Annotated in this window: 19 protein-coding genes; 15 read left to right on the top strand and 4 right to left on the bottom strand. The window is 42.1% G+C overall.

The window, feature by feature from the left end; genetic code table 11:
- Positions 1-56: 56 nt before the first annotated feature.
- Positions 57-608 carry a phosphohydrolase gene (locus tag B6A14_RS00320; RefSeq protein WP_087908501.1) on the top strand — a complete coding sequence of 184 codons (552 nt, stop codon included), beginning with the start codon at positions 57-59 and terminating at the stop codon, positions 606-608.
- 651 nt (positions 609-1,259) lie between these two features.
- Here B6A14_RS00320 and B6A14_RS00330 read toward each other — a convergent pair.
- Complete coding sequence (locus B6A14_RS00330) at positions 1,260-1,697, bottom strand: rubrerythrin family protein (RefSeq protein ID WP_046329724.1); 438 nt, start codon at positions 1,695-1,697, stop codon at positions 1,260-1,262.
- Positions 1,698-2,074: 377 nt separating this feature from the next.
- Here B6A14_RS00330 and B6A14_RS00335 point away from each other — a divergent pair, with 377 nt between their 5' ends.
- Both B6A14_RS00335 and B6A14_RS00340 read left to right on the top strand, forming a co-directional pair.
- Positions 2,075-3,412, top strand: a complete 1,338-nt coding sequence (locus B6A14_RS00335; protein ID WP_087908503.1) for a heterodisulfide reductase-related iron-sulfur binding cluster — start codon at positions 2,075-2,077, stop codon at positions 3,410-3,412.
- Between the two features lie 34 nt (positions 3,413-3,446).
- Positions 3,447-4,031, top strand: a complete 585-nt coding sequence (locus B6A14_RS00340) for a DUF3501 family protein (RefSeq protein ID WP_087908504.1) — start codon at positions 3,447-3,449, stop codon at positions 4,029-4,031.
- A gap of 11 nt (positions 4,032-4,042) precedes the next feature.
- Here the strand turns inward: B6A14_RS00340 and B6A14_RS00345 are convergent, their stop codons facing one another.
- Positions 4,043-4,969, bottom strand: coding sequence for a LysR substrate-binding domain-containing protein (locus B6A14_RS00345; protein ID WP_087908505.1), 927 nt, complete (start codon positions 4,967-4,969; stop codon positions 4,043-4,045).
- 434 nt (positions 4,970-5,403) lie between these two features.
- Between B6A14_RS00345 and B6A14_RS00350 the strand changes: the two genes are divergently transcribed.
- From B6A14_RS00350 to B6A14_RS00365, 4 genes are all read left to right on the top strand, one after another.
- Positions 5,404-7,494, top strand: coding sequence for an adenylate/guanylate cyclase domain-containing protein (locus tag B6A14_RS00350; RefSeq protein ID WP_161491097.1), 2,091 nt, complete (start codon positions 5,404-5,406; stop codon positions 7,492-7,494).
- Between the two features lie 210 nt (positions 7,495-7,704).
- On the top strand, positions 7,705-8,088 hold the full coding sequence (locus B6A14_RS00355) for a DUF1924 domain-containing protein (protein ID WP_087908507.1): 384 nt from the start codon (positions 7,705-7,707) through the stop codon (positions 8,086-8,088).
- A gap of 7 nt (positions 8,089-8,095) precedes the next feature.
- Entirely contained in the window at positions 8,096-8,554 is a 459-nt protein-coding gene (locus tag B6A14_RS00360) for a diheme cytochrome c (RefSeq protein WP_236635578.1), read from the top strand.
- Complete coding sequence (locus B6A14_RS00365; protein WP_087908508.1) at positions 8,551-9,189, top strand: cytochrome b/b6 domain-containing protein; 639 nt, start codon at positions 8,551-8,553, stop codon at positions 9,187-9,189. Before B6A14_RS00360 ends, B6A14_RS00365 begins: the two co-directional genes overlap by 4 nt.
- A 157-nt stretch (positions 9,190-9,346) precedes the next feature.
- Here the strand turns inward: B6A14_RS00365 and B6A14_RS00370 are convergent, their stop codons facing one another.
- Positions 9,347-10,126 carry a transporter substrate-binding domain-containing protein gene (locus B6A14_RS00370; RefSeq protein ID WP_087908509.1) on the bottom strand — a complete coding sequence of 260 codons (780 nt, stop codon included), beginning with the start codon at positions 10,124-10,126 and terminating at the stop codon, positions 9,347-9,349.
- Positions 10,127-10,361: 235 nt separating this feature from the next.
- On the opposite strand from B6A14_RS00370, the gene B6A14_RS00375 reads away from it, so the two are divergent.
- Genes B6A14_RS00375 through B6A14_RS00390 form a run of 4 tightly spaced genes read left to right on the top strand, consistent with a single transcriptional unit; the run spans position 10,362 to position 13,192 of the window.
- Positions 10,362-11,114, top strand: coding sequence for a transporter substrate-binding domain-containing protein (locus B6A14_RS00375; protein ID WP_087908510.1), 753 nt, complete (start codon positions 10,362-10,364; stop codon positions 11,112-11,114).
- A gap of 19 nt (positions 11,115-11,133) precedes the next feature.
- On the top strand, positions 11,134-11,793 hold the full coding sequence (locus tag B6A14_RS00380; RefSeq protein WP_087908511.1) for an amino acid ABC transporter permease: 660 nt from the start codon (positions 11,134-11,136) through the stop codon (positions 11,791-11,793).
- Positions 11,790-12,524 (top strand): amino acid ABC transporter ATP-binding protein, encoded by a 735-nt coding sequence (locus tag B6A14_RS00385; protein ID WP_087908512.1) that lies wholly within the window; start codon positions 11,790-11,792, stop codon positions 12,522-12,524. The genes B6A14_RS00380 and B6A14_RS00385 overlap by 4 nt, the downstream gene beginning before the upstream one ends.
- Complete coding sequence (locus B6A14_RS00390; RefSeq protein WP_087908513.1) at positions 12,524-13,192, top strand: amino acid ABC transporter permease; 669 nt, start codon at positions 12,524-12,526, stop codon at positions 13,190-13,192. The genes B6A14_RS00385 and B6A14_RS00390 overlap by 1 nt, the downstream gene beginning before the upstream one ends.
- A gap of 132 nt (positions 13,193-13,324) precedes the next feature.
- Here B6A14_RS00390 and B6A14_RS00395 read toward each other — a convergent pair whose 3' ends face one another.
- The gene (locus B6A14_RS00395) at positions 13,325-14,296 is read right to left on the bottom strand and encodes a hypothetical protein (RefSeq protein ID WP_087908514.1); all 972 of its coding nucleotides are present in this window, start codon (positions 14,294-14,296) and stop codon (positions 13,325-13,327) included.
- A 678-nt stretch (positions 14,297-14,974) separates the two neighbouring features.
- On the opposite strand from B6A14_RS00395, the gene B6A14_RS00400 reads away from it, so the two are divergent.
- The 4 genes from B6A14_RS00400 (at position 14,975) to B6A14_RS00415 (ending at position 18,717) form a co-directional block, all read left to right on the top strand.
- Positions 14,975-15,715, top strand: coding sequence for an acetoacetate decarboxylase (locus B6A14_RS00400; RefSeq protein WP_087908515.1), 741 nt, complete (start codon positions 14,975-14,977; stop codon positions 15,713-15,715).
- 331 nt (positions 15,716-16,046) lie between these two features.
- Positions 16,047-17,378, top strand: coding sequence for a sulfite dehydrogenase (gene soxC / locus B6A14_RS00405; protein ID WP_236635579.1), 1,332 nt, complete (start codon positions 16,047-16,049; stop codon positions 17,376-17,378).
- Positions 17,375-17,956, top strand: a complete 582-nt coding sequence (locus B6A14_RS00410) for a c-type cytochrome (RefSeq protein ID WP_087908880.1) — start codon at positions 17,375-17,377, stop codon at positions 17,954-17,956. The genes soxC and B6A14_RS00410 overlap by 4 nt, the downstream gene beginning before the upstream one ends.
- Positions 17,957-18,231: 275 nt before the next feature.
- Entirely contained in the window at positions 18,232-18,717 is a 486-nt protein-coding gene (locus tag B6A14_RS00415; protein ID WP_087908516.1) for a methyltransferase family protein, read from the top strand.
- Positions 18,718-18,982 lie beyond the last annotated feature (265 nt).

Raw genomic sequence — 18,982 nt, forward strand, 5'->3', positions numbered from 1 at the left:
TATTGGCTTGAAGACTAGTATTTTATTGGTTTGTTCTATTACTTGAAAGATTCTTTATGGAAAAAATGCACTTCACAAGAATGGACCAAGGTACTGTAGCTGACTTTGAGGTGATGAAAGAGGTTCATGAAAGAACCTTGGCGAATCTTCCCGATAAGCTTTATGGCCTCTTGGAAGACCTGGCTAAAGATACTGCTTATAACATTTCACGGAAGGATCATTGCCTCCAAGCTGCCACTAGAGCTTTGCGTGACAACCGCGATGATGAGTATGTTGTTGTCACTCTATTTCATGACATCGCTGAGCCCTTAGCCCCCTTTAATCATGGTGAGGTTATTGCATCCATTTTGCACCCCTTTATCTCTAGAAATAATTATTGGATGTTGGTCCAGCACGGCTTATTTCAGACTTATTTTTATGCCGATAGGCTCGGCCTAGATCCCAATGCACGTGATCAGTACAAATCAGATCCTGCCTATGAGCAAACCGTAGAGTTTTGTGCCAAGTATGATGAAATCTCTTTTGATCCCAATTACAAAAGTGAGCCCCTATCTACATTTGATCCAATAGTAAGAAGGGTGTTAAAAAAACAATGGGTGGCTCCATAAATTATTTCGAATGCTTTTGGAGTCCATCCCCAGTTTTTAAATGAGTCTTGGATCTAGCGATCCTCCAATCCTGATGCTTGGTTTTACTTGAAGAAAAGAAATGCTCCTGTAATTGCAATTAGTCCATACAGGATGAGGTAAATTTTGATGTCTTTAAAAACAACTTCTGGAGGAAGTTTTTTATATTTTAAAAGATAGAGGTGGTAGATGACGGGTGAAATCAATATCACACTGAATTCAATAATGAGCTCTATTATTTCTCCGGTCATCTATTTAATAGATTTACTTTTTGAGAAATTGATCAAAGCAGCGCATACGATACCTACGGCAAAGAGTAAAAAAGATCCTGTTTTTACATAGACAATAAAGCCTAGAAATGCCAGGCCAAATGCAAATAACCCCCACTTATCTCGAGACATTAAATATTTCCTTAAAAATATTGAATTCATTTTAGGCCGTGTCTAGCGGCATTGAGGTGAGCCTCTTGCCATCAGTGCGCGTTTAAATCATAACCCAGGCTTTTGGTTTTCATCATGACTTGAGTGAGTCAGGTTGATTTAAAAAACTACATTTATGTTTTGTGAGATTCTATCCCAAAGAAAAAGCCCCCGAACTTTCATTCGAGGGCTTTTAATCAATTGACTTAGCTAATTAAGCGTTTGCCAAATGTGCTTCTAAAGTCTTAGTGAACTTATTAGCGTGGCTACGCTCAGCCTTTGCCAATGTTTCAAACCAGTCAGCGATTTCATCAAAGCCTTCGTCGCGTGCTGTTTTTGCCATACCTGGGTACATGTCTGTGTACTCATGTGTTTCGCCGGCGATAGCTGCTTGCAATGCTTCAGCAACTGTCTTAGCTGGCATGCCAGTACCTGGCTCGCCTGCGCCGCCTTCGATCAAGTATTCCATGTGACCGTGAGCGTGGCCTGTTTCGCCTTCAGCTGTTGAGCGGAATACAGCTGCAACATCATTTGCACCAGCGATATCTGCTTGGTTTGCGAAATACAAGTAACGACGATTTGCCTGTGATTCACCAGCAAATGCTTCCTTCAAAGACTGCTCAGTCTTTGTACCTTTTACAGTTTTAGCCATGTTTGACTCCTAAAAACGGGTTAATTGAAATAGGGGTGATTGCGTCACCACGGACTCATTATGGACAAAATTAGCACCCTCAATAATCGTATTTTTGTATGGTCTTGATAGTTAAAAACAACTGATATAAATATTTCAATTAATAAAATAAAAGACTAAAGCTACATTAAAATTGCACTTAAAGGGGTAAACCCACAAATGAAGCCTCTATTTGAGGGTTTATCGGAACCTTAGGCTTAGTTACCCCCAGATTTCTAGGTATTTAGTTATTTTCTATTGAAATTGTTAATTAATACAATTTTACTATCGGATCTTTGGGTCATACACTAGCTTCATTGAGTTGCATGGCCCATGCAGAAAAACATAAGAGAACGAATATGACAACACGTGAAGGTAGCCTAGAGGCTCCAACAAGACACCCCTTGGATTGGAAAAATCCTCAGTTTTACGATAAGGCTGATTTAGAAGCCGAGATGGAGCGTGTATTTGATCTTTGCCATGGATGCCGTCGTTGCGTCAGTCTTTGCGGTTCTTTCCCAACTCTTTTTGATTTGGTTGATGCTACCGAAGATCTCGAGATGGAGCAGGTCGATAAAGCTGACTATCAGAAGGTAGTTGATCAGTGCTATCTCTGCGATGTTTGCTATATGACTAAGTGCCCTTATGTTCCACCTCATCCTTGGAATATTGATTTCCCGCATCTGATGTTGCGCGCAAAGGCAGTGAATTTTAAAGATGACAAAGCAACTTTCCGCGATAAATTACTCTCATCTACCGACAAGCTTGGCCACTTCGCCGGAATTCCGATTGTTACTCAAGCAGTCAATGCAGTAAACAGTACTGGACTTGCGCGCTTGGTGATGGAAGGCGCCTTAGGCGTTGATAAGAATGCTTGGATTCCTGAATACGCTCCGAAGACTTTCCCACAGTTGGCGAAGAAGTCAGACGCATGGCCAGTCGTTGATGGCGTTAAGACTCCAGGCAAGGTAGCTATCTACGCCACTTGCTACATCAATTACAACGAACCCGGAATTGGTCAAGATCTTATTAAGGTTCTTAAACACAATCAAATTCCATACGAGTTAGTGGATAAAGAAGCTTGCTGCGGTATGCCAAAGCTGGAGCTCGGCGACTTGGAGTCTGTTGCAGAGAACAAAGAAAAGAATATTCCTAAATTGGCTAAATTAGCGCGTGAGGGATATGCGATTCTGACCCCAATCCCATCATGCACCCTGATGTTTAAGCAAGAGCTACCCTTGATGTTCCCAGATTGTGCTGATACACAGTTAGTTAAAGAGGCGATGTGGGATCCATTTGAATACTTTATGGCACGCAATTCTGATGGGCTGCTGAAAAAAGATTTCAGCAAAGAGTTGGGGCATGTTAGCTATCACATGGCTTGCCATTCTCGCGTACAAAACGTGGGTCAAAAAACTGCTGAAACTCTGAAGCTCATTCCTGGCACGGAAGTCAATGTTGTAGAGCGTTGCTCAGGACATTCTGGAACTTGGGGTGTCAAAAAAGAGTTTCATGAAACAGCGATGAAGATTGGTAAACCTGTTTTCAAAAGAATGGCAGAGGAAGAGCCAAATTACATCAGCTCAGATTGTCAGCTTGCTGGCCATCATATTGAGCAGGGTATGGAGGAATTGGGATTGCCGAAATCAGAAATGGCACATCCACTCACTTTGCTTGCTAAAGCATACGGTCTGTAAGTAAAACAAAAAAATACAAAGGAATTATTAAAGTATGGCAACTATTACACGCGATAGCCTTCTAAGTCTTGAGGCATATCACAAAGAGCGTCCTGAATTTCGCGAGAAGGCAATTAAAGAGCGTCGTTTGCGCACTGTTCATCTTGGTGATCATGTGACGATGATTTTTGAGAATGAATTTCTCATGCGTTATCAGATACAAGAAATGTTACGCGTAGAAAAGACATTTGAGGAAGAGGGCATTGAGGATGAATTGAATGCCTACAACCCCTTAGTTCCTGGAGGCTCTGACTTCAAAGCAACAATGATGATTGAATATCCTAATGAAGCCGATCGTAAAGTCGCACTTGCTAAATTAGTCGGTATTGAGCATCAGATATTTATTGAAGTAGAAGGGCAGCCCCGTGTCTACGCTATTGCTGATGAAGATTTAGAGCGCTCTACTGCCGAGAAGACATCTGCAGTGCACTTCATGCGCTTTGATCTGAGCGAGGATATGAAGAGAGCCTTGAAAGCCGGCGCTCAATTAATGGTGGGCTGTGATCACAAGGGATACCCAATGCATGTTCAAACACTGCCGCTGGAAACCTTGGCATCTTTAGTTTCTGACTTAAGCTAGCAAAGTTCGCCTTAAAGGTAGGTAACTCCAGGCAGATCGGACTCACGTATAACCTTGGCCAATTCCTCCATGGCAGCAGCACGAGGAAAATTTTTGCGCCAGACGAGACAAATTCTTCTAGTAGGGATGGGGTCTTCAAAAGGGATATAGCGAATGAGCTGGTCTGTCGCATCTGGGTCAGCAACGGAGGTGCGAGGCATTACAGAAATGCCAATACCGCTGGCTACCATTTGTCGAATGGTTTCCAAAGAAGATCCTTCAAAGCTCCGTTGTTCACCAAGAGTGGCGCCTGAGCCAAAGCGGTTTAGCTCTGGGCAAACCCCTAGGACATGATCTCGAAAGCAGTTGCCGGTTCCGAGTAATAAAGTATTTTGCTCCTTGAGCTCAAGGTGAGGTATTGACTTACGGAACTCCCAAGGATGACCCTTAGGTACAGCAACTAAAAATGGTTCATCGTATAAATCAATTTGGTTTAAGCCGGTATTTGTAAAGGGCTCCGCTAAAACTAAGCAATCTAAAGCGCCTTGACGCAGTATCTCAAGTAAACGAACGGTATAGTTTTCCTCCAAAAATAAAGGAATATTTGGCAATCGTTCTCTTGCAATTCTCACTAAGCTGGGAAGTAGGTAGGGCGCAATGGTATAAATCGCGCCGAGTCGCAAAGGACCTGATAAGGGATCCTGCCCATGCATCGCAAGATGTTTTAAAGAATTCGCCTCTTCAAGCACTCTTTGGGCTTGATCAACAATGAGTCCACCTAAGCTGGTCATCGAAACCTCAGTATTGGTCCGCTCAAAAATTTGCGTATTGAGCTCTTCCTCGAGTTTTCTGACGGCCACCGATAAAGTTGGCTGAGAAACAAAGCAGGCATCTGCCGCTCTGCCAAAGTGGCGCTCGCGAGCAACTGCGACGATATAGCGTAATTCTGTAAGTGTCATATGAAGAATATTATGCTGCCGTTCGGAATTCTATGCACAAATCCAGCTAGATTGAGTATTGGCACGCTATCAGGATGCCAGGAAAGAAAGGCTCTACAGAGCGAGGCTGAGTAATGCTTGGTGGGTCGGGCGAGAGTAGAGAAAAAGTACTATTTAACGAGGATAGGCTTTATCTGGGGTGGAAAGCTCCTATAAAACAAAGTTTAGTTATTCCTTGGGTTTCTATATGCCTCAGGCAAGCAATGCTGAGGATAAATTATTGGTGTAGACTGAAGTAGCCTTATTTTTGGCTTAGAGATTTGGGCATTACCCATCCACTAATCCCAGTAGCTTGTATTCTTTTTAATTGAAACATTTTACCAATAAATAACAATCAGATTTTGTAAGTGCAGATGTGCTTAGACAGATTTGATGCGGACTATCCGGAACAGGCAATGAAAAAGCGCTTCTCTCTACATTTTCACATTTCAACTTTGTTCTTGTTAGTCATGGTATTGGTGGGTGGCGCCATTGGGCTATTGGCTTACAACACGATTAGTAAAATTCTGCTTCAGAGTGCTAGTGATAAATCTGAGGCTAAAGTGTTTCAGGTTTCCTCTAATTTATACCGCCTCTTAGAGCCACCCGAGATTGCCGTCAAGTTGTTGGCTAATTCCGCGATCACAGATGCACTGACACTTTCTGAGCGAATGAAAAGGCTTGGCTTATTACGACAAGTGCTTGCAGATAAGGGTGAAATAGCAGCCGTTTATATTGGTTATGAAAGTGGCGATTTTTTTCTTTTAAGACCCATACGAACTGATGCCGAACGCACTAAATATAATGCGCCGCCTGAAACGCATTTTATGATTCAGAGCATTGAGCGTCAGGGCGCTACACTAGAAGGTAGCTATCTTTTTCTAGACTCCACACTACGTTTACTTAAGGTGGATCGGCAGCCAGACTATGCAAAGAAATATTTTCCAAGGCAGCGGCCGTGGTATCAAAGTGCAATTAAAGACTCTGGCTCAATTATTACACCACCATATCTGTTTTTTGCTAACAGAAAAGTTGGCGTAACCATTGCAAATAAGGCTGAAAACAGTCGCAGCGTTGTTGCAGTAGACATTGAGTTAGATGCCATTAGCAAGAACCTGGAAGAGCAGAAACAAACACCAAATAGTAAGTTTGCATTACTTGATGGTCAAGGATTTGTGATTGGAATAACTCAGGATGCTTCGCTGATTAAGGATTCTCTTGATGGTAGTGGGCGGATTAACCTGAAGCAGTTAAATGAATTTAATTCTCCCATCTTGACCCAAGTTTTTAATGTCTTCAGTCAAAAGTCGGGATCTAATGACTTCATGGATGTTGTAGAAGTTGGTGGTGAAAAATGGGAAGTTGATATCCATTCATTCAAAGTGCCTGGACAAAGTGATTTTATGCTTGTTAGTGCTGTGCCTCAGATTGAATTGCTTGCAGAAAGCATTCAGTTTAAAAATGATTTGTTGTGGGCGATTGCTTTGTTATTTATTTTGATGACACCAGCGGGCTTATTTTTAGCTAGCAGCATATCAAAGCCAATTAAGTTTCTCGCACAAGAAACTGACAACATCCGTGAGCTTAAGCTACATGAATCTATCTATGTTGAGTCTAGAATTCAAGAGATTTCCACCCTGGGAAATTCTCTGAAGCGTTTGAAAAATACTATTTCCGCTTTCACTGCTTATATTCCTCGAGATTTAGTGACGTCTTTGCTGAGGTCTGATGATGGTATTCAGGTTGGTGGCGAAAGTAGATATCTAACTATCCTTTTCTCTGACTTAAAGGATTTTTCTGCCCTATCTGAGACTACTCCGACAAGAGAGTTGCTTAGGCGGATTTCATCCTATCTAAAGCTAATGACTTATGCCATAAAGGAAGAGAGTGGAACTGTTGATAAGTTTATAGGCGACTCAGTAATGGCCTTTTGGGGTGCGCCGACATTAAATCCAAATCATGCCTTTCATGCTGCGGTTGCCGCTATAAAAACGAAGCGACGCATGCTGAAGTTAAATGCTGGATTGATTCAGGAAGGTAATATGCCATTGGTCGTAAGAATAGGCATCAATACCGATGCGGTGCTAGTGGGTAACATTGGCTCAGAAGAACGTTTAAGTTATACGGTCATGGGCGATGGTGTAAATATTGCCTCGCGTCTAGAAGGAATAAATAAAGAATTTGCTACTGACATCATTATTAGCCATTCTGTTTTTAAAGAGGCTGGTGAGCGTTTGTGGGTTCGGCCAATTGATCAAATTACCGTCAAGGGTCGTGCTGGAGAAATATTGATTTATGAGTTACTTGGTATTAGAGGGGGCGATGCAGAAACCTCCCCCAGTGCTACTGAGATAATTTTGTGCGATTTAACCAGTAAAGCATTTAATTTTTATTCTGCCAAAAACTATGAGTCAGCTTTGGCGGTTTATCAGGAGTTAATTGAGCAATATGATGATGGGCTTGCTAAGGTGATGGCATCAAAGTGCCAAAGCCATATAGAAAGTTAGTAATTATTAGACTTTGTACCTTATGTACACATCATCACCGATAGTACCAATCAGCAATCGCAGTATTCCATTAATCAAAAGAAAGGGGATCGCATTTGTGTGACCCCTGTGTATTGCTGGTGTGTCGGGCGAGATTATCCCTAGTAATTAGATAAGGTATTCGCTGCTCTCATCTCGAAGGCGCATACTCATAGACTATATGAGGAATAAATGCAGATGAGAGTATTAATACTGGTTTTATCTTTGACTTGCTGTGGTGCGGCTCATGCAATCACTCCACAGGATCTTTTGAAGACTTATGAGTCTAAGTCCGGCAAAGCGTCAGTAAGCAAGGGCGAGCAATTTTTTAATACTAAACATGGAAAAGAGTGGAGCTGTGCTTCATGCCATGAGAATCCACCAAACCATGAAACTAAGCATATCGTTACGGGTAAGGTAATTAAACCCTTATCACCCAATGCTGATCCAACTCGCTTTACTGATGAAGCCAAGGCGGATAAGTGGTTTAAGCGTAACTGTAATGATGTACTAGGGCGCGAATGTACTGCACAAGAAAAAGCAGATGTTCTTGTTTGGCTTTTAAGTGTTAAGTAGGGTGTAAATGAAAAATTATTTAAGCTTATTGTTAGCTATATTTCTGATCAATCCGGCCATGGGAGCCAAAATGCCCATGCCATCTGATATGCCTAAGTCATACGAAACCGAATGTGCTAGCTGTCATATGCCATATCCACCTGGATTGCTGGGAGAGCAAACTTGGCAAAATATTATGAGTGGGCTTAGCAAACACTTTGGCGCGGACGCCAGCATGGATGATAAAGAAAAAAAAGAAATCAGTGCTTGGTTAAGGAAAAATGCAGCCACTAAGCAAAAATATAATGTGTTAGCACCAGATAATCGCATTACTAAAACACCATGGTTTATTCGCGAACATGACGAGATCAAGGCTGATGTTTGGAAAAGAGTTGGTATCAAGAGTCCGGCTAATTGTGGGGCCTGTCATGTCAATGCGACTGAGGGCATCTTCAGTGAAAAGAGTATTTCAATACCCACTAAATGATTAATAAGCCAACAATCTTGGTATGGGATGTGCCAACCCGAGTTTTTCATTGGCTTTTAGTAATTTGTTTTGCTGGCGCTTGGCTTACTGCAGAGAGTGAGCGTCTCCAAATGATCCACTATGCATTTGGATATTCTGCGTGTGCATTAATACTCTTTAGAGTGGTCTGGGGTTTTATTGGTACAAGATACGCACGCTTTACCCAATTTGTTAAGGGCCCAGCAGAAATGTGGAAACATGCCAGGGCATTATTAGGCAGTCATCAAGATTCGAGCCCTGGACATAATCCCGTGGGCGGCATTGTGATGGTTGGTCTAATGCTACTGATTTTATTGATAGGTCTCACCGGCTACTTCAGCGTGAAGGAGTTTTTTGGGGATTTGATGGGTGAGGCACATGAGATGATCTCAAACCTAGCCCTAGCAGTAGTTGCGATTCACGTTGCTGCTGCCATCATGATGAGCTTTCTACAAAAAGAGAATTTAGTGAAAGCAATGGTAGATGGTAAAAAACAGGGCTTACCTGATCAGGGCATTCGATATCCGCAGTATGTAGTTGGAGTCTTACTAATAGTGGCTTCGGGATACATTTTTTATTTAGTTATCAGTGGTTCTTTACCAGGCCTTACACAATAGCGTCTTAATAAGCCAATCATTTTCATAGGTATAAACCTAAAATGAAAACCTATCCAAAGGTAGCGTTTGCATTGCTGGTGGGTTGGGCGATATCTATTTGTATTGCAATTTATCGGATTGGCTGAAAGATATTGGGCGATTACTGATAGCTACTAAATTATTGCTCCCATTTTGCTGTATAGGCTTTTATTTTTTCTGGACCTAATTCCGCAAGATATTTATTGAAATCATCACGAATAGGTGAGCCTTTAGCAAAGGCAAATCCCAGTCTATCCCCATAAGGAATTTCATAGCTGCTTTGGACTGGTAGATGTAGCTTTTTAATATAGGTGCTCAGCATAGAGCTATCTGTAAAAACTAAATCTAAATTTCCATTATTAAGATCTGTGAGTGCCTCGCTATAGGAGGGATAGAGTTTGACTTTACTAACAGAGTAATAACCTTTAGGCTCTAAGGTATTCTGGACATAGCCCATAAATACTGTGCCCGTGGGGAATCCAATAGAATATTTTTTGAGTTGGCCTATATCGGTAATGCGGATATTACGTTTTGTGAGGCTCACTAAATTCCATGTACTTTCAGCATAGGGATTTGAAAATTCCATTGCTTGCTTTCGCTGGTCTGTAATGGAAATGCCAGAGAAGGCGATATCAGCTTGGCTGCTGGCCACCGCTCCAAACATACCTGCAAAATCATAAGATTTAATCTTATATGCATAGCCACGAGATTCGCAGTAGCCTTTGAAAATTTCATGGTCTACTCCAACCAGTTGACCATTTTGCTCAAACGAATAAGGGGGTACGGTAGGTGCAACAGCAGCCTGTATTGTCTTAGCATTATCTTCGTTTGATTTGGAACATCCTACGGTAGTCAAGAATATAGAGGTTGCAAATATCGCTACTAGAGAGGGCTGAAATAGTCGCTTAGAAATTTTCATATGGCGTTCTCATTTTTTGGATATGTTAGAAAACTTTACCATTAAGCTCTCTTGAGACTAAAAAATTGAAAAAGTTTGATGCTGATGGTTTCATTCCGGATAGAGTTGCCAAGAAAGGCTCAAAACTGCCCTGGATAGTCTTATTAACTAGTGTAAATTAGTGGGGCAGCAGTCTGTCCGCTATTTCGTCGATAAAGTGATAAAGCCGATCAATCTTGATATCAGGAGTTTTAATATGAAGCGCCTTTTTTTAGTATTTTTAGCCAGCATCTTCAGTTTCGGAATAATTGCCTGTTCTAAGGGAACAAACTCAAAAGAAATTAAGGTAGCCGTATCACCAGCATCGCCACCCATGTTGTTCGATCAAAATGGCCAGATTGTTGGCGTAGATATGGATATTTTTCAAGGGTATTGCCAGGCTCGTGGTTGCACCATCAAAGTCACTCCATATGATTGGCAGGGGATGCTCGGTGCTGTTTCTAGTGGTCAAGCGGACGTCGCTTTTTCTGGCATCTCGATTACCGACAAACGTAAAGAAGTGATGGATTTTTCTCAGCCTTATTACGATAATTCTTGGCATTTGGTGAGCCTTAAAAGTAAAAATATTCAGATTACGGATTTAAATCAACTTAAGAAATATTCAATTGGTTATCCGCGTGGTATGGCTTACGATGATTTGATCAGAAATGAACTTGAGCCTAAGGGTTACTACTCTTTAAGTAAGGTAAAGCTTTATCCTTCTTATGCCGAAGTAGTCACCGATCTTCAGAATGGTAATATTGATCTAGCCTTCATTGAGGAGCCAGTGTTCCTGAATTACGAAAATAAACTGAAGCTGCCGATTCAAAGTGCTTATGTATTTAGAGGCTATGATAAGTTGGGATTTGCCTTTGCTAAAGGATCAAAGTTACGGGATGATTTTGATAAATACCTGGCTGAACTGGGCCCTGAAAAAATAAAAGCCATCCTAGATAAATGGATGAAGTAATCCTCCAGGAAATATCACGATGAGTCTTTTGGATATTCTGTTAGATCTAGGGCATGGCGTTGTCTATACCGTGATGGTGACTCTCGTTTGCAGTATGACTGGCCTTGCGGTTGGTCTACTGCTCTCTAGTCTGTATAGACTGTCAATCAGAAGCATCTCCTTTTTAATCGATATCTATACCTATATTTTCAGAGGCGTCCCAGTATTGGTTTTGCTATTCATGGTGTATTTTGGTCTCCCTGGTATAGGCATAAAACCGCCGCCTTTATTAGCAATGGCTATGAGTTTGGGGCTGGTTGCTGGCGCCTATTTAACTGAAGTATTTCGTGGCGCATTTAATTCTGTCGACCCAGCTGAAATTGTTGCGGCACAAGCTATGGGTATGACTCGTATCCAGGTGCTCCGGTATATTGAAATTCCACAGATGCTCCGTTTTGCTGTGCCCGGTATGGTTAATGAGTTCACTTCTGTCCTGAAGTATTCGCCATTTGCTTATACCGTTGGCATTCCAGAGATTACCAAAGAGGCCATGACATTGACAGCAAATACTCTGAAGGGGATTGAGATTTATCTCGCAGTTGGGGTTCTCTATTTTGCAATTTATCGAATTTTATTGGTGGGAGTTCATCTTATCCAAAAACATTATGAAATCCCAGGCATGAGAGAGGCTTCAGCATGACAGTAATCGCCATTCGGGATCTTGCCAAGCAATTTGGCGATCAAGCTGTGCTTTCCGGAATTAATCTAGACCTTAATCAAGGCGAAGTGAAGGTTTTGATGGGCTCATCTGGAAGTGGTAAATCAACCTTATTGAGATGTCTTAATAGACTAGTTGAGCCTACATCTGGATCAATTCAATTCAAGGGAAAAGAGATTCTGGATGCGAGTGTTGATGTTCGTGCTTTACGCAAGCAGATCGGATTTGTGTTTCAGCAATTTGCTTTATATAGCCATCTTACCGTACTAGAAAATGTCACATTAGCCTTGCGTAAATTGGAAGGCATGGGACTAAAAGAGGCCAATGAGAAAGCTTTGCATGAATTATCTCAATTTGAGATGGCTCCCCACCAGAGTAAGTATCCCTCTCAATTATCGGGTGGCCAAAAGCAGCGTGTTGCTATTGCGAGAGCTTTAGCAATGGATCCCGCAGTTCTTTTGCTCGATGAGCCAACTTCGGCACTGGATCCAGTGATGTCGCGTGATGTCTGCGACCTGATTAATCACCTGCATCGTAATGGAATTACGATGCTTTGTGTAACGCATGATTTAGGTCTAGCAAGCGGAATTGCAGATAGAGTCCTCTTTTTGGATAAGGGCGTTATTCGTGCTGATGAACGTATCGATGTCCTGGCTAACGATCATTCTGATCCAGAACTGCAAGCATTTTTTGGCAAGAGAGAGCCTGTCTGATGGGGCCTTGGAGTACTTTTGAGCGTGATCTTCTGGAGCAAATGCCGCTGATATTGACTGGCCTTGTTAATACCCTGCAATTAGCAGCGATCATCAGTGTCACCGGATTTATGTTGGGTATTTTTGTCTTCTATCTCACGCTCAGTAAAAATAGCATGATACGCAATGCAACAAATGCTTATATTTCTTTTTTTATTGGTATGCCGCTGATCGTCCTCTTATTTTTAATGTACTATGGACTACCTCAGTGGGGCGTTCGCTTAAGTCCATTTACTGTTGCTGTGATTGGATTCACTTTAAATGTTGCTGCCTACAATGCCGCTTATCTTAAAACAGCATTTAATGGCTTGGACTTTAGTCAAATAGAGGCTGCATCAGCGCAAGGTTTTAAGCCGTTACAAATATTTCGTTTGATTACCTTGCCGCAAGTATTGCTGACCTCTGTGCCAGCATTAACAAATCAAGTGATTGCCAATCTTAAAGATAGTTCTGTGACCTTTTTAATTCAGTACACAGAGTTCTTTGCGCGTATGCAGCAGCTGGCATCTACGAATTTCCAGTTCTTTAAAGCCTATTTACTAACTGCCTTAGTGTATTTACTACTCGTTTCAGTGATTGTATTGGTCGCCAGAAGCATAGAAAAACGCATATTCATACCAAGAAACTAGTAGTTTTTCTTGGTTAAAGTCTCGATAAGATAATTCACATTATCGGTATTGAAGGTCAAAAGAAAAAGCCACTCGATAGTGGCTTTTGTGTTGCTGGTGGGACGGGCGAGATACGAACTCGCGACCAGAGGGTTAGGCTGTTTTAGCAGGGATATTCCATCTTCTTCGAAGATCCTCTAATGGCTCATGAGCGTAATCAAAGAAATCAATCCCAAGAACTAAATCGATGCTAACTTCTTTGCCCCTTTGTAAGGCAATGGCAATGCGCTCAGGCCCATTAATCAATTCCATATCATGTCCTAAGTGAGGAGCCCCAGCAACAATCGTTTTTAGTAAGCCACCTTGAAAAATGCTGAGCGTCCCCAAAAAATTCATGACTGCACTTTCAGATTGTGTGGCCATCGTACTAAAGGCAGCTACCTCCATCTCTCCAATGCCGTTAGAGTCATAATCTGCCAGAACATGAATCCAGTCATGATGCGCGACTGCTTCGTTGATTCCGCCAATTACACCGGGAAAATTAAAGTTCCGCTTTTTATAAAAATCCCAAAGGCCTCTACCTAAAGTACCATCTGGGAGTTTTTGCAGATTTTCATAGCGCGTAGCCACCTCATCCGAGGCATCCATGGTCATCATAGTGGCGCTAAGCCCATACTTTTGATCTAGCTGAGAAAAATTGGGTGAGGAGAGATCCGCATCATAAAAATAATTAGAGCGGTAAAAGTCTTGCTGAGCTTGGGCAACTAATTGTTTAGAAAGATCCCGAATTAATGCTAGCCCATTATTTTTAATGGCGAGTTTCTGGGCCCATAAATTAATGGCATCAGAAATTTCTGGTGAGATAGAGGTGCATAATAATTCTGTAGCTAGCATTAAATCCAATACTTCATTACGCTTATCTGGCTCTGGCATTGCTAGGGCAAATTCTTCGGTACTGATCGGTTCCAATGTCTCGAAATCGCAGTCATAGGACATGAGGCTATGAAAAACGATTCTCAGGAATTGGGGTTGTATTTCATTGGACCAACCATTTTGACGACAGGTGCTAATCACTGCCCTTGCCATAATGGGTGCATCTGCTGGAGTGGTGTGCTTAAAGAACATATCGTCTGTTTAACTTTGCAGGCTAGGTGAATACATTTTGTAAACTTGCTTAAATACAATGGACTGATGGCTAAATACTTAATAGATCAGTTCTGTATCATGAAAGCAAATCAGATATTGGGGGCTATTTTAGCTACTTTTGCTACTGTAGTTTTAGGTTCAGCATGTGCCCAATCGACTTTAACCGCTACTGGGGTCCTGTGAGATGATCCTCATAGGTCGGTAGATTCCATTATTTGTGATCTCAGAGTTACTCCTGAGCAATTTAGAACCTGTTTTAGCAATATCAATCCAGCGCCACCCGGAGCTATGCCCGAGAGTAATCAAAATCAAGTGATGGACCGCTATAGACCGAGTAGTAGAGCCGTTCAATAAATTGACCAAAAGAAAGGTCCGCCAAAGCGAGGCTGGACATACTGGCAGGTCTGACGAGATTGACTTCGTTGCAACTACGTTTTCGAACTTGCCTCCAAGGAATCAAAAGAAGGTTTCTAGCGCACGGAAGCTTAAGTTAATGCAGAAAAATACAATTCAGCCCTTTAATTGAACGCCTTTTTAGGCCATTCATCGCCAATTTAGTGATTAGCTATTTCAGAATTCAATATAACTTTGCTATAACCTACATAACGAAAGAAATTGCTGTTGAATTAACCAAATTTTTATATAGAGAGGTTACTCATGGATATCGCTTCAATTAAGAAAAATGCCTACGCTATGCCGCTAACAAACCCGGCCTATCCGCCCGGGCCTTATCGATTTATGGACCGTGAGTACCTGATCGTGTCTTATCGAACCGATCCTGCAGCTCTCGCCGCCGTTCTTCCAGAGCCGTTGCTACCCCTTGAGCCCGTGGTCAAGTATGAATTTATTAAGATGCCTAACTCAAATGGTTTTGGTGACTACACAGAGTCAGGCCAAGTAATCCCCGTGAGTTTTAAGGGTGAGGAGGGCGTCTATATTCACTCAATGTATTTGGATGACGAATCCCCAATTGCAGGTGGACGTGAGATATGGGGCTTCCCTAAAAAATTTGCTAATCCTAAAGTAGAGCATGAGGGTGATGTTATTGTGGGCAAGTTACATTACGGGAGTGTTCTATGCGCCACTATGACTATGGGCTTCAAACACCGTGCACTTGATCCCTCTGGAGTTATTGCTTCCTTGCAAAAACCAAATTACCTCATTAAGATCATTCCTCACGTGGATGGCAGTCTGCGTATTTGTGAGTTAGTGCGTTATTACCTCAAAGATATTAATGTTAAAGAAGCTTGGTCTTCACCGGCCGACTTACAGCTTTTTAACCATGTAATTGCTGATGTGGCTAAGTTACCCGTCTTAGAAGTTCTTTCTGCAGTTCATTTTGTGGCCGACATCACTTTGGGTATGGGAGAAGTAGTGCACGACTATATGAAGGATTGAGGCTGATGTCTTGATCTCAAGAAGCCTCGCTCTTAAAGAAAAGGGGCCACATTTCTGTGGCCCCTTTGCATTACTGGTGGGTCGGGCGAGATTCGAACTCGCGACCAACGGATTAAGCGACGTAATAATTGTGATTTTTTTTGGTATGACATAGGTACGTGGTCCTAGGGTTGAGTTTGATTTACGTATGGGTGGTGTTCATAAGGGTAAACCTGTAACTAATCTTTGTTGACAGGGTGCTATTGCCATCTTAAATTGTACTGATCAGTCGGTTTATTGTGCTGATTAATTAGCTGAAGCTTGTGTGATCAAACCAAAAAAAGGGGGCATCTTGAAACAAGACGAAAAAGAGAGAATGTTTGAGGTCATTAAGTCGTCTCACAAAGAGATTCAGGCCGATATATCAATGACTCATGGCCGACGATCATTTTTAAAAAATTCCGTAGCAATGGCTGGTGGGGCTGGAATGTTGGGTGCGAGTGGAATTGCATCTGCTCAAAATACTCCATTGCCTATACCGGACTCCAATAAAGCTCCAGGTAAGGGTATGGAGGTTGAGGCATATGGAATGCCTTCTAAGTTTGAAGCAAATGTAAAACGTCGAAGAACGGACGTATTTGTAAATAAACAAAATCTTTCAGATTGGAGTATGACTCCTTTGCAGTCAACGCCGGGAATCGTTACCCCAAACGGTCTTTTTTATGAGCGACACCATAATGGTGTTCCTGATATCAATCCTGATCAACACAAGTTAGTTGTTCATGGCATGGTGGCTAAACCACTAGTGCTCACCATGAATGACATAGTGAAATATCCAACAGTAACCAAGTTTTATTTTATGGAGTGCTCTGGTAATGGTTTGACGGATTGGCTTACTCCGAAATCAAGAACCGTTCAGCAAACACATGGCTTATTGTCGTGCGCGCAATGGACTGGAGTGCCAGTATCTTGGATATTAGATGAGGCTGGCATAGATCCAAAGGCAACTTGGTTAATTGCTGAAGGGGCTGATGCTTCTGGGCATTTCCGAAGCATCCCAATTGATAAGATGTTGGACGATGCTTTATTGGTATATGCAATGAATGGCGAAATGTTGCGTCCCGAAAATGGATATCCATTACGTTTATTTATTCCTGGCTGGGAGGGGAATGTCAGCATTAAGTGGTTAAGAAGAATTAAGGCGGGTACAGAGCCATGGCATGCTCGGGGTGAAACTGCGCGATATACCGATCCAATGCCAGATGGTAAGTGGCGCAAGTTTAGTTTTGTAATGGAAGCCAAGTCAGTTATTACAAATCCTTCTGGGGGTATGAAAATTCAGCCAGGGTTTAATGAGATTCGTGGATACGCATGGAGTGGTAACGGAAAAATCACCGGCGTTGATGTTTCTTTAGATGGCGGGAAGAATTGGCAAACTGCAGAATTAGAGGAGCCTGTGATTGATAAGTGCCTAACTAGGTTCAAGTACAACTGGAACTGGCAGGGTGGCCCAGCAAAGATTGTAAGTAGATGTGTTGACAGCACAGGTTATGTTCAGCCTACTGTAGAGGATATTAAAAAAAGCCCGAGCTATCACTGGGTTTGTTCAGCACCACAATGGTCTTTTCCCATGGAATGTAAGCGCAAGCGGGGAGGTTACAAATGGCATTGGCTAAAAAAATGAAAATTACCTTAGGGTTAGTGGGCGCAGTTTTATTGACCGCCTGCTCTACAGCAACAAATAATTCAAATCCCAAAAATACTTCAGGCGCAGCCTTTGGAAAGCCAATTTCTGAGCAAGCCCTAGTACTTTGGAATATTGATATACGTACCCAAGATGGTTTGGGGTTACCACCGGGATCAGGTAATGCGGTAGTTGGTGAAAAAATCTACAACCAAAAGTGCGCCTCTTGTCATGGTGCTGATGCCAAAGGTGGTCCAGTATATGGTTCTATGGTTGGTGGAATTGGATCATTTAAAACGAATACTCGCGTACTAACACCAGGCAGTATGTATCCTTACGCACCTATTTTATTTGATTATGTGCGACGGGCTATGCCAATGAATGCGCCCCAATCATTAACTAATGATGAAGTGTATGCTCTTTCTGCATATATTTTGAGTTTGAACGGTTTAGTTGATAAAACTGCAGAAATGAATAGTAAGACATTGGCAGCAGTTCAAATGCCAAATAGAGATGGTTTCTATGTTGATGATAGGCCAGACACCAAGGCTATACGATGTATGACAAACTGTAATTAAAGTTAACGAAAAAAATAAAACCACCTTCGGGTGGTTTTATTTTGTCGGTTTATCCGACAAAATACCATCAAGTGTCGCGTATCCAGCTGCTAGGTATCATTCACTCCAAAAGAAAAGGGACCAGATTGATGTGATCCCTTTGTATTACTGGTGGGTCGGACGAGATTCGAACTCGCGACCAACAGATTTATGAGGTACGATTGGCTCAAACAGGTCGGTAAATTGCTTAAACCTAGTCACTGCGCTCTAAATGTTCCAGAATCCGATTGGTAAGAATGAATTCATCGCTCCATAAATCCATATTCAAAAGAGGTGCATGGTATGTGGTGGTTCAGGGAATCCTGATTGGTCTAATCTTATTTGGGCCCCAAGGATCTCTTCTCATTAAATCAGAACCTTTTGCTACCATCCTTCAATCCTGCGGCATTACTATTGGTTTGCTAGCTTGTTTAATTATGGTGATTGCCGCGATCAATCTGGGCAAAAATCTTACCCCCTTACCTTGCCCTAAAGATAATGCTGTTCTGATTCAGACTGGCTTATACCAATATGTTCGGCATCCAATTTATTTTGGTGTTCTCTTAGCGGCTCTTGCCTGGCTGCTCATCTTCCCTGGAATCTATGTATTAGCATATTCGATCTGCTTATTTGTATTATTTGATATCAAAGCTAGGCGTGAAGAGGTTTGGCTGGTGGAGCGTTTCCCAACCTATATGGACTATCAGGCCCGAGTCAAAAAATTAATTCCTGGCGTTTACTAGTAGAGCTATTCATGCTTTTACTTTGGTTATCAAATGCGAATGAATCACTCTCACCCAGCGTCTTAGATCCCCACTCTATGAAACGTGCATTAAGTTCCGCATTGTTCCAAGCAGTTACCGCCGTATTACATTCAGCCAAAAGAAAAGGGGCCACATTTCTGTGACCCCTTTGCATTACTGGTGGGTCGGGCGAGATTCGAACTCGCGACCAACGGATTAAAAGTCACGCAAGCAATCTATTCAGCATTGTTCATCGTGATGCATG

The organism is Polynucleobacter hirudinilacicola (assembly GCF_002192535.1).
GTDB lineage: Bacteria > Pseudomonadota > Gammaproteobacteria > Burkholderiales > Burkholderiaceae > Polynucleobacter > Polynucleobacter hirudinilacicola.